13 protein-coding genes are annotated in these 10714 nt (G+C 72.9%); 4 read left to right on the forward strand and 9 right to left on the reverse strand.

Annotated features, from left to right (window positions below; all coding sequences use genetic code 11):
• Positions 1 to 50: 50 nt before the first annotated feature.
• The 7 genes from AB5J49_RS04745 to AB5J49_RS04775 all read right to left on the reverse strand — a co-directional run bounded on the left by AB5J49_RS04745 (position 51) and on the right by AB5J49_RS04775 (position 6519).
• On the reverse strand, positions 51 to 698 hold the full coding sequence (locus tag AB5J49_RS04745) for a sigma-70 family RNA polymerase sigma factor (RefSeq protein WP_369167202.1): 648 nt from the start codon (positions 696 to 698) through the stop codon (positions 51 to 53).
• A gap of 290 nt (positions 699 to 988) precedes the next feature.
• A complete protein-coding gene (locus AB5J49_RS04750) occupies positions 989 to 1669 on the reverse strand; it encodes a hypothetical protein (protein WP_369167203.1) in 681 nt (226 codons plus the stop codon).
• Positions 1670 to 1838: 169 nt separating this feature from the next.
• The gene (locus AB5J49_RS04755) at positions 1839 to 2381 is read right to left on the reverse strand and encodes a copper chaperone PCu(A)C (protein ID WP_369167204.1); all 543 of its coding nucleotides are present in this window, start codon (positions 2379 to 2381) and stop codon (positions 1839 to 1841) included.
• Entirely contained in the window at positions 2378 to 4828 is a 2451-nt protein-coding gene (locus AB5J49_RS04760) for a heavy metal translocating P-type ATPase (protein WP_369167205.1), read from the reverse strand. The genes AB5J49_RS04755 and AB5J49_RS04760 overlap by 4 nt, the downstream gene beginning before the upstream one ends.
• A complete protein-coding gene (locus AB5J49_RS04765) occupies positions 4828 to 5034 on the reverse strand; it encodes a hypothetical protein (protein ID WP_369167206.1) in 207 nt (68 codons plus the stop codon). Before AB5J49_RS04765 ends, AB5J49_RS04760 begins: the two co-directional genes overlap by 1 nt.
• A gap of 98 nt (positions 5035 to 5132) precedes the next feature.
• On the reverse strand, positions 5133 to 5861 hold the full coding sequence (locus AB5J49_RS04770) for a DUF1775 domain-containing protein (RefSeq protein ID WP_369167207.1): 729 nt from the start codon (positions 5859 to 5861) through the stop codon (positions 5133 to 5135).
• Positions 5862 to 5916: 55 nt separating this feature from the next.
• Positions 5917 to 6519: a DUF998 domain-containing protein gene (locus AB5J49_RS04775; RefSeq protein ID WP_369167208.1), complete on the reverse strand. Its 603-nt coding sequence runs from the start codon at positions 6517 to 6519 to the stop codon at positions 5917 to 5919.
• A 466-nt stretch (positions 6520 to 6985) separates the two neighbouring features.
• Here AB5J49_RS04775 and AB5J49_RS04780 point away from each other — a divergent pair, with 466 nt between their 5' ends.
• Positions 6986 to 7444: a hypothetical protein gene (locus tag AB5J49_RS04780; RefSeq protein ID WP_369167209.1), complete on the forward strand. Its 459-nt coding sequence runs from the start codon at positions 6986 to 6988 to the stop codon at positions 7442 to 7444.
• On the opposite strand, the gene AB5J49_RS04785 is transcribed toward AB5J49_RS04780, so the two are convergent.
• On the reverse strand, positions 7431 to 7835 hold the full coding sequence (locus tag AB5J49_RS04785) for a hypothetical protein (protein WP_369167210.1): 405 nt from the start codon (positions 7833 to 7835) through the stop codon (positions 7431 to 7433). The two genes, AB5J49_RS04780 and AB5J49_RS04785, sit on opposite strands and share 14 nt — an antisense overlap.
• A 143-nt stretch (positions 7836 to 7978) precedes the next feature.
• Between AB5J49_RS04785 and AB5J49_RS04790 the strand changes: the two genes are divergently transcribed.
• Positions 7979 to 8161 carry a hypothetical protein gene (locus AB5J49_RS04790; RefSeq protein ID WP_369167211.1) on the forward strand — a complete coding sequence of 61 codons (183 nt, stop codon included), beginning with the start codon at positions 7979 to 7981 and terminating at the stop codon, positions 8159 to 8161.
• A gap of 13 nt (positions 8162 to 8174) precedes the next feature.
• Here AB5J49_RS04790 and AB5J49_RS04795 read toward each other — a convergent pair whose 3' ends face one another.
• Complete coding sequence (locus AB5J49_RS04795; RefSeq protein WP_369167212.1) at positions 8175 to 9443, reverse strand: PP2C family protein-serine/threonine phosphatase; 1269 nt, start codon at positions 9441 to 9443, stop codon at positions 8175 to 8177.
• Positions 9444 to 9780: 337 nt separating this feature from the next.
• On the opposite strand from AB5J49_RS04795, the gene AB5J49_RS04800 reads away from it, so the two are divergent.
• Both AB5J49_RS04800 and AB5J49_RS04805 read left to right on the forward strand, forming a co-directional pair.
• A complete protein-coding gene (locus AB5J49_RS04800; protein WP_369167213.1) occupies positions 9781 to 10335 on the forward strand; it encodes a hypothetical protein in 555 nt (184 codons plus the stop codon).
• An 81-nt stretch (positions 10336 to 10416) separates the two neighbouring features.
• Positions 10417 to 10614: a hypothetical protein gene (locus AB5J49_RS04805; protein WP_369167214.1), complete on the forward strand. Its 198-nt coding sequence runs from the start codon at positions 10417 to 10419 to the stop codon at positions 10612 to 10614.
• The last annotated feature ends 100 nt before the right edge of the window (positions 10615 to 10714 follow it).

Genomic DNA, 10714 nt, shown 5'->3' on the forward strand with positions numbered 1-10714 from the left:
CGATGCCGGTGTCAGTTCCCGGCGGGGGGAACCGACACCGGCGCGCCCGGTCAGGCGGCCACAGCCGCCGGTTCAGCCACGGCCACGGCATCGGCCGCGACCTCCGCCGCGGCCTCCGCCTCCGCCTCGGTCAGCAGCTCGACGAGGGTCGCCCGGGCGCGGGCGACGCGCGAACGGACCGTCCCGACCGGGCAGTCGCTCCTCTCGGCCGCCTCCGCGTAGGGCAGGCCCACCAGTTGGGTCAGGACGAACGCCTCGCGGCGCTCGTCGGGCAGCGCGTCCAGCAGGTCGAGCAGCGCGATGCCGTCGTCGAAGCCGGGCAGGCCGGTCGGCTGGGCGCGTTCCGCCATCAGCGTCCAGTCGTCGCAGTCGCTCAGCCGGGGCCGGGCGGCGGCGTACCGGTGGCTGTCGATCACCGCGCGGCGCGCGATGGACAGCAGCCACGCGCGCGCCGAGGAGCGGCCCTCGAACCGGTGCAGGCTGCCGAGCGCCCGCAGGAACGTGTCCTGCGCCAGATCGTCTGCGGCCTGCGGATCGGCGGAGAGGTGCGCCACGTACCGCACGACGTCGCGGTGCAGGGAGCGGACGAAACGGTCGGTGGCGTCCGGGTCACCGCCGCGGGCGGCCAGCGCCCACGCGGTCGTGGACTCGTCGCAGGAGGCCGTCTTGGAGGTGTTGTCCGCCTTCGTGCAACTCACGCGGGTCGCGCGTGAGGAAGGCAGGGCAGGAGTGATCACCTGAGTCCTTCTCGGGTAGTCCGGACTCCGGCACGGCGGCGGGCACTTACGGCGTCGCCGCCGGGCACCAGGTCACGTGTACGTGAGGCGTGCGGGCACGCCGTACCGGAGGTGTCCGGGGATGCAAGGGATACGGCCGTACGGCAGGTACGGCCGGGACCCGAGGCGCGGTGGGCGTCTACGACGCGACACCTGTGCGGCCGTCGAGGAGTCGACGGCCGTGTCCGTACGGCCTCGGGGAACCGGCTGTCTCAGACGACAGCGATCCCCGCCGGAGGCCCCCGAGAAGTGATCGTGTGAACGAGCGGAAGCAGCCGCGGTGCCCGGTCGGAACGGCCGCGACGCGGCCTGAGACGTGGGCGGTGCGGCGGTGCGGGCAGGGCGAGCGACAGCCGCAGCGGAGCGGCCAGCCATCCGGCGACGGCCCGCAGAATGCGGAACGCGGCACGCTCACCGTGCCCCAGCCACAGGCCGCACAGCAGCGCGGCGAGGGTGTGGGCGGCGAACATGCCGAACGAGGACGTGCCGGCCATGTCGTGGCCCATGCCCATGTGGCCTGTGTCCATGTGGTTTACACCCATGTGCCCCATGGACATAGAGGCCACGGAATCCATGGACATGGAATACATGGAGCCCGGGTCCATGGACATGGAGCCCATGCCATGCCCGGTCATGGTGGAGGACTGTGCGAACTCGAAGGCCGCGTGCAGCCCACCCTGAGCGACGACCACGACGGACACGACCAGTGGGAGTCCGCGCTCCCGGCCTGCCAGGCACCAGCCCGCGCCGCCCGTGAGGGCCGCACCGGCCGCCAGCGTCCACCAGGGGACGGTCGCACCCGACATCAGTACGTGGCCGAGGGCAGCGAGCAGCACACAGACGGACGCGAACACCGCGGCCCGTATCGTGCGCACACCCCACCCAGCAGTCATGACGGCCCTCATCCTCGCATCCTGGGCCCACTCGTCACGGGTGGGTACGCACAACACCCCCGCCCCGCACTCAAGCCCAGAAGAGTGATACAGGACACATCAGCGAGAGGGAACTGGGCGCGCGTGCCGACCGACAAGTAGAGGGTGTGGGGGCTTCCCTCACCCATCCTCACTCATCCTGACCGGGGCGGACCACCATCGCCTGTACCTCGATCTGCCCGCTGCGCTCGAAGTGGAGCGTGAACGGCACATACGTGCCCGTCTGCCACCCCGGCTCGGCGCGCAGCGTCACATCCAGGCCGTACGGAGACATGGCGAGGCTGCGGCCGGCCTGGACGCGGGCCGAGTCGACCGTCTGCGCGTACGCCATCCGGCCGCTGGTCATGCGGTGCCGGCTGAGCGTCGCGTCGTCTCGGACGGCCGACGACGTCACCTTCAGCAGACGGTCGTCCGCGCCCCCGGAATTGGTGATCCGGAAGAACGCGGCGGTGTCCCGGACGTCGCCGTACGGCAGGAAGACCCGCCCGTCGGTGACCGCGATCCGGGCCGGGCTGCCCGCGCTGCCGGAGCCGACCCAGGTGGTCAGGCCGCCCAGGGCCACACCGCACGCGGCGACGGGGGCGAGCGCGGCGAGCAGGCCGTCGGCGGTGCGGCGGCGGGTCGGGCGCCAGGCTCGGGGATCGGCCGGTGGCTCGGCCGTGGATATGGTCATCGGGTACGACCTCCCCGGCCTTCATGTGTGACGCCCACACGGCCCTGGCCCTCATGTGCGGCGCGCACATAGCCCGACTCCCCATGTGTGGCGCGCACATAGCCCTGACTCCCATGTGCGGCGCGCACACGTCCCCGGCCCCCATGTGTGCCGCGCACACGTCCCCGAGCCGGCGTCGGCTGCCAGGCCCGCAGCCGCAGGCTGTTGCCCACCACGAGCAGTGAGCTCGCCGACATGGCCACCGCGGCGACCATCGGGTTGAGCAGGCCGACCATGGCGAGCGGCACGGTCACGACGTTGTAGCCGAAGGCCCACAGCAGGTTGACGCGGATCGTGCCCAGCGTGCGCCGGGCGAGCCGCACCGCGTCCCCGAGCGCCTCGATGTCGCCACGCACCAGGGTCACGTCGGCGGCCCCGATGGCGACGTCCGTGCCCGTGCCCATGGCGATGCCGAGGTCGGCGCCGGCCAGTGCGGCCGCGTCGTTGACGCCGTCGCCGACGACCGCGACCCGGCGGCCCTGTGCCCTCAACTCCCGTACGAGGTCGGCCTTGTCCTCGGGTGTGCAGCGCGCGTGCACCTCGTCGATGCCGAGCGCGGCGGCGACCGCGCGGGCCGGTGCGTCGTGGTCTCCGGTGGCGAGCACCGGGTGCACACCGAGGCGCCGTAGCCGGTCCACGGCACGGTAGCTGCCGGGTCGTACGACGTCCCCGACCTCGATCAGTGCCTCCGTCGCACCGTCGACGCGGACGAGGACCGGCGTGTGCGCGGCGGCCTCCATTGCCGGGAGGGCGTCCGTCAGTGCTGCGGGCAACTCGCGGTCGGGCGCGCGGACTTCGACCAGTCGCCCCTCGACCCGGCCGCGCACGCCCCGGCCCGCCTCCGCGCGGAAGTCGCGCACCTCGGGCAACGTCGCCTGCTCGGGCAGGGTCCGGCAGGCGTACGCGGCGATCGCGCGACCCAGCGGGTGTTCCGAGCCCTGCTCCACCGCCCCGGCCAGCCGCAGTACGGCCTCCTTGCCGAGCCCGCCGGGCACGGCCGTGACGCGGGTGACGCTCATGTGCCCGGAGGTGAGGGTGCCGGTCTTGTCGAGGACGACGGTGTCGATGTGCTGGAGCCCCTCCAGAGCCTGCGGGCCCCGGACCATGACGCCCAGCTGCGCGCCGCGCCCGGTGGCGGCCATCAGCGCGGTCGGGGTCGCCAGGCCCAGCGCGCAGGGGCACGCCACGACCAGGACGGCCACGCACGCGGTGATCGCCGCCTGGGGATCGGCCCCGGCCCCGAGCCAGAAGCCGAGCACGGTGACGGCCAGCGCCAGCACCACGGGCACGAACACCCCGGCCACGGCGTCGGCCAGCCGCTGCGCCCGCGCCTTCCCCGCCTGGGCCTCCGTCACGAGCCGTGTGATGCGCGCGAGTTGCGTGTCCGCGCCCACCGCCATGGCCCGCACGTGCAGCAGCCCGCCCGCGTTGACGGCGCCGCCCACCACCGGCGACCCGGTCCCGACCTCGACGGGCTCGCTCTCCCCGGTGACGAGCGAGAGGTCCACGGCGGAGTTGCCCTCCACCACCTCACCGTCGGTGGCGACCCGCTCTCCGGGCCGTACGACGAAGACCTGCCCGACCGCCAACTCCTCGATGGGGACGAGGAGTTCGGTGCCGTCGTCCTCGCGTACCGACACTTCCTTGGCGGCGAGCCGGGCGAGTGAGCGCAGTGCCGCCCCGGTGCCGTGCCGCGCCCGCGCCTCCAGGAACCGTCCCGCCAGCACGAACAGCGGTACGCCGACGGCCGCTTCGAGATACAGGTGCGCGACGCCGTCCGCGGCGGAGGTCAGCAGACTGAACGGCATCCGCATCCCGGGGACTCCCGCGCCGCCGAGGAACAGGGCGTACGCCGACCAGGAGAAGGACGCCACGACGCCCAGTGAGACCAGCGTGTCCATCGTCGCCGTCGAGTGGCGCAGCCCGCGCAGTGCCCGCACATGGAACGGCCAGGCACTCCACACGGCGACCGGCGCGGCCAGCACGAAGCACAGCCACTGCCAGTTACGGAACTGCCAGGCGGGCACCATCGACAGCACGAGCACCGGCACCGCGAGCAGCGCGGTGACCAGCAGCCGGACACGTTCCTGACGGACGTCGTCGGACTCCGGTCGCTCCCCGCTCTCGTATTGGTCCCCCCTCTCGTGTTCGTCCCCGCGCTCCCGCTTCTTCGGCGGCTCGGGCAACGCGGCCGTGTATCCGGCCTGTTCGACGGTCGCCACCAGCTCCTCGGGGCGTACGTCCGGCGGGTGGCTCACCCGGGCGCGCCCGGTGGCCAGGTTCACCGTCGCGCTCACGCCCTCCAGCTTCGCGAGCTTCTTCTCCACCCGCCGTACGCAGGCCGCGCAGGTCATCCCGCCGACGGTCAGGTCTGTGGTGGTCATCGGGGGTGCCGGTTCGATGGCCATCAGCCGCCGCTCCCGTGCCGCATGCCCATGTCCCCCATGTCCCCTACGTCCGTGCCGCCGCCGCCTTCGCCGCTCGTTCCCGAGCGGTGCATGCCGGGCGCGACGGGTCCGGTGGCCGCGCCGACGACGTACGACACCGTGAAGATCACGGCGAGCAGCAGCAGAATCCCGCAGAGGGCGGGCGGCACAAGTGGGGGTTGTTTCATCGACGGCCTCCTGACGCACGTACCGCTACAGGAGTCGGGCGCGGAGGGCCGGGAGTTCCCGGCCGCCGTCACGGAAAGGCTCGCAGCGACGGCTCGCCTCAGGAAGTCCCGCCGCGTCGGCTCCTGAACCACCACACCCCGGCGCCGAGCGCGACCACGACAGCGGCGCCGATGCCGAGCGGCACGGCGACCGGCGTGCCGTCGTCGCCTTCCGTCTCGTCCGCCGCGGCCTGGGCCGGCGGGGTCGACGGTGCGCCGGTCGTCGGCGATGTCGTCGTCGGCTCCTCGGTGGGCGTGGGGCTCACGACCTTCGCGCCGGGTGCGGCGGCCTGCAGTGCCAACTGCGGCGCGGGGTGGCCGTGACCGTGCTCGTCGCCGGCGCTCCCCTCCTCCAGTTCGATCCAGCGGTCGACGCGGCCGTCGCCATAGGTCTGCAGGGTCTTGAAGACCAGCGTCTTGGCGTCGGGCAACTGCCGTACGGCGACGACGTACTCGGCGTCCTCGCCGACCGCGAGCTTCGGCCCGGACACGGTGTAACCGCGGCTGGTGGGCGCGAGCTTCCAGCCCTTGGGGCCCTCCTTGTAGGTGATGTCCTCCGGCGTGATGCCCTCGGGCAGGATCACCTCCAGCTTGCTGATCCCGGCGGATCCGGACTCCGACTCCGCGGTGAAGGTCAGCGCGACGTTCTGGTCCAGCGCCCTGGCGCCCTCCGCCTCGACCTCGGTGTGCGCCGCGGCCGGTCCCGCGGCGGCTACGGCGACCGCGAACGCGACCGCGGCGAGGGCGCCGGTGCGACGCAGGCTGTGGGTCAGGGTGGGGCGGGGCACGTGTGACTCCCTCGTACTGGTGATGTGGTCGCTGCATTCAAGCGCAGGGGACGCCTCAACGCGAGGGGCCCTCGGGCTGAGGAGGATGACGAAGGCAAGAGGCGACGACCACGAAGGGCCACAAGGACTGAAGGGCCGTCACAAGGCGTTCGGCGACACCGTCGGAACCGCCCTGATTCATTTCGACCATGAACCAAGCCGCACTGACGAGCATCAGTGTGGTCGCCGTGAGGGAGGGAACGGGCCGCAGTCCCCACGGCGCGGCGCCACGGCGGTCGGCGGCCAGCACCGGCCACACCGCCAGCAGGGCGAAGCCGATCGCGGTAACCGAACCGTGGCGCAGGGATCCCCCGCTGCTCGGCGGCGGGAGCAGCGCCACCACGCACGCCGCGACCCCACCGGCGCCCAGCGCCACGCGCCCGGGAAGTGCGGCCGGGCGCAGCCCCCAGGCGGTGAGCAGGTGACAGACGCCCAGGGCGGCCAGCGCCCCGGTCATCACCCAGAACCCCGCGGCGCCGTAGGCCGCGAGGACGCTGATCGTCTGCGTGGCAGGGTCGTAGGCGGGCCCTTCGAGCAGCGCCGCGATCGTCCATCCTCCGATCAGCACTACTGGCGCACATCCCGACGAAAGCAAGGCCCATCTTGCGACAGATTGCATCAAGCCACCGTAAAACGCCCCCTTCCATCACCCGCCGCACACACGCCGCACCGCCAGACCACCGTGCGCACGTTCTTGCCGGTCGGCGACCACGGCGAGGATGCCGGAGCAAAACGGGCCGACGGCCGAGGCGATGGAGATACTCAGGACGGCTCGAAAATGGCCGTGGGAAAGCGGCCGCGATTTCCCAAGTCCCTTGTCCCGTACCGCCGAAGCGCGGTGGTGGCATCGTAGGGAAGGGGAGGGCCTTTGACCGGAACAAGAAATGCGCCGGAGAAAGGCCCCCCGGGGGGCGTATGGCTGGCGTGCGGCGAACAATAGGGCGAGCGTCGAACGGATCGACCGTAAACGCCAGGCCGCGCCACCCCTTCCGGCTCATAGAAATATCCACCAGCATGAAGGGCCCTGAAAGGCCCTCAATGGGCCGGCCGGGCAGAGAGTGCTGGGGGTAGAAATGCAGCGCACCATGGGGAAGCACGCCGTCGAGTGGCTGGCGGAGGCCGCCACGGATCCTCGGGCGTGCAAACAGCAGTGGGACGACGGCGCGGATGCGGTCCTGCTGGAGGCCGGACGGCTCTGGGACGTGCTCACCGTCCCCGAGCACCTCGGCCTGAGCGCCCTGGATCTCCTGAGACGGGCGCGGTTGCGGGCGTCCGGCCCCGTCCTCGTGAACTGCGGGGCGCGCCGGGTCGGATTCTTCCTCCCGCCCGATCCGGCCACCGAGTGGGTCGGGCCCGGCGTACGGCATGTCGGCAGGGGGTCATGGGTTGCCGTACCGCCGCCCTACCGGTCCTCCGGATGGCGTCTGGAGTGGCTGCTGCCGCCCGACGGCACCGGCGCCCTGTACGACCCGGCCGTCGTGGAGTTGGCGCTGCGCGAGGCCGGCGGCACGCTGGCGGTACTGGCGCGCGTCAGTCGGCCGTGAGCGGAGCGGTGACACTGACGCGTCCGCTGCTCCCGTCCCACTCCCACACGACTGCCGGTCCGGGGAGACCCCGGGGGACGACAACGGCCGGTACGCGCCCGGTCGCCTCGACGCGCCGCTCACCCGTCGGTTCGGCGTCGACGGCCCGGGCCGGGCCGGTCCACCGGCCGACCGCCCAGGAGGTGACGGCCTGCCCTTGACCATCGGCGGCGGCAACGGAATCCCACCAAGTGTCGCGGCGCCCCGGAACCGCGCGGCCGTTGGCGCGCCACTCGGCGACGAGCGCCGCGTAGATCGACGGCCGGCCCGGGACACCGGTCGCCGGTACGACGTACGACAGGGGGGCGTCCTCACTTCCGAGCACACGCCGCGCCGCCTCAGAGCTGTCCATGCCGGGGCAACGCCGAGGCGTGCGCCGGTGGTACGCCCGCCGCCCCTGCTGCCACCCAGTCGAGTGAGACCCCATCCCCCGGATGGAGCCACGCCGCGCTCGACATACACGGTCCGCCCTAGATCGAGACAGGAGCCGCGTCCATGGACCGACGACACCACGTCCTCTCCCTCTTCGGCATCCGCAACGACGCCGAAGAGCCCCCCGACTGCCCGTGGTGCGCCGCGCTGCGTGAGTCGAGCCTGCCGCCGACGGCACAGCCGTCCCAGACGCCGGCACGACGGCATGACCCGTATGTCTCAGGAGCCCAGTACGACGACTGGTGAGGGACGGTACGGCTCAGGGCGGCGGCCCGTCGTGGGTCTGCGGGGTGCGCTGGTGCAACTGGGCGGCGAGTACGGCGACGTCGTCCTCGGCGTGCCGGGCGTCGAGGCGGGCGAGCACCGTGTCGATGACGTCCTCGACGCCTGCGGCGGACGCGAAGCCGACGCCGGCCAGCCGGTCCAGGGACTGGTCGATGTCCTCGCCGCGGTGTTCTACGAGCCCGTCGGTGAACAGCAGCAGCGTCTGGGTCGGGTCCAGCCGATAGGTGGCCGGCTCGTAGCCGCCGAGGCCGGTGCCCAGGGGCGGGCCGACCGGCACCGGCAGCAGTGAGGTGTGCCCCTCCCCGTCGATCACAGCCGGGGGCAGATGGCCGGCGCTGGCCAGGGTCACCTGCCCCCGGTTGGGGTCGAGGCGCGCGATCAGGCAGGTGGCCGGGCGGCGCTCCGGCTCCGCGGAGGCGATGTCGTCGAGCTGGCGCAGCACGCGGTGCGGCGGAAGGTCGGCGGAGGCGATGTAGCGCAGGGCGGAGCGGTAGGCGGTCATGTCCACGGCGGCCTCCAGGCCGTGCCCCATGACGTCGCCGACGACGAGCAGCGTCCGGCCGAAGTGCAGACGGACGGTCTCGCACCAGTCGCCGCCGACCAGGGTGCTCTGCCCGACGGGCATGTAGCGGATGGCGACGTCGAGGTTCAGGTGCGGGCGACCGGGTTCGGCGAGCAGGGCCCGCTGGAGCTTGCCGACGATGCCCCTGACCCGGTCGTGCTCCCGGGCGTGCCGGATGTGGGAGGCGGCGCGGTCGGCGAGGAGGGCGAGGAGTTCGGCCTCCTCGCGGGTGAACGGTGCCCGGTCGCGGGCGCAGACCAGCACGCCGTAACGGTGCTCGGTGGTGGCCAGCGGAACGCAGAGCGCCGGCCGGGCGCCGCCGGGCACCGGATACGGCCCCCCGTCCTCGCCCGGACCGGCCGTTCCCCGTGCCGCGGCCAGGGCCCACGGGGCGTCGGGCAGCGCCGCGGGGTCCCCGTGGACGTCCTCGTACTGCGCCCCGGCCTCACCCGTGCCCCGCAGCACCGCCGCCGTACCGTCCACCTGCCCGGCGGCCTCCCGGGTCAGCTCGGCGCAGGTGGTGCGCTCGTCCAGCGTGGTGCCGATCCGGGCCGCCGCCTCACGCAGCGCGACCAGCCGCGACGGGGCGCCGAGGTCCTTTGCGGGTACGCCGCCCGGCGGGACGGGCTCCACCATCGCCGGCCCATGGAACGACTGCAGCCAACTCACCACATCAAACACCCTAAAAGGGTGATAACCCTCATAAGTAACGCACAGAATACCCACACCTCCCTGACGCGCACCAAACAGGGTCGCCGCCCCGCGAAACGCGAGCGCAGACAGCGTGCGGGTGGTGACACGGCGGAGTCGGGCAGGCCTGGCGCCCCGGTCAGCTCCGGCGCGTTCCGCTGTCGTAGGGGCGCGCGCCCTGCCATCTGCCTGTTTGGCGCGCGGGCGCTCGCCCCATACGGGGAATTGGGCTCCGGGCCTATGGCCGCGACACCGGCCACCCGGTGCACTAGGGCATCGCCCGGTCACGGCCGTCTCGGGCGTCGGTGCACCACTGAGGAGGCTTTTGTTGGCGCTCACGGAGTGGACGAAGTCAATGGAATGGCTGGCCGCGGCGTCGGAGGATCCCGTCGCCTGCAAGCAGGAGTGGCAGAACGGCAGTACGGGGGTCACGCTCCTGGCGGCCGGGCGGTTCTGGGACGTGCTGATCGTGCCGGAAGAACTCGGGCTGCGCGTCGCCGATCTCCTGGAGGAGCTGCCGCTGCTCGACTCGGGCCCGTGCCTGCTGGACACCCGACGCCGCCACGTCGGCTTCCTGCTGCCCCCGGAGCCGCAGACCGTGTGGATCGGCACCGGGGTGCGCCTCCTCGGCGCGGGCACGTGGATCGCGGCTCCCGCCCCGCACTGCCGCTGGGGCGCGCTGCGCTGGCTCGTCCCGCCGGACGGCACCGGCAGGCTGACCATGCCCGAGGTCCTGGAAGTGGCCCTGCAGCGCTGCGCGAGCGAACTGTCCCGCCTCCAGGGCCACCCCGGCCGCCCCGCCCCCACGCCGCTCGCCCTGCCGACAACGGACGAGGGGCAGGACAACGGCCCGCAGCTGGTCCGCCAGGGCGCATCAGGGTGATACGTACGGTCGTGACCGGCGCGGCCGGATCCGGATGTCCACCAAACTCCGTCAGGGCGCACCCAATGCAGCTCGGACCTGATGCGACCGACGTCCCGCCGCTCCCAGCCCGGCCCCTGCGCGCACAGCGACGGCGTCGACGTCCGCCGCGCGGGGCAGCGGGTGTGGATCTACGGCGCCCGGTCCCAACGGCCCTTCGGCACCGTCCGCCGCACCGGTGATCTGGACCGCGTCGTCCCGGTGGACGTCCCCGAACGCACTTCGCGACAACTGACGTGAACCGGTACCACCCGACCGCGCCGCCGGTAGTCGACGCACGCTCGTCGCGGGCCCGCGTCAGCAGGGTCTGCGCCCACTGCTGGCCTGAGCACGTATCGGC

It is taken from the genome of Streptomyces sp. R28 (assembly GCF_041052385.1).
Lineage (GTDB): Bacteria > Actinomycetota > Actinomycetes > Streptomycetales > Streptomycetaceae > Streptomyces.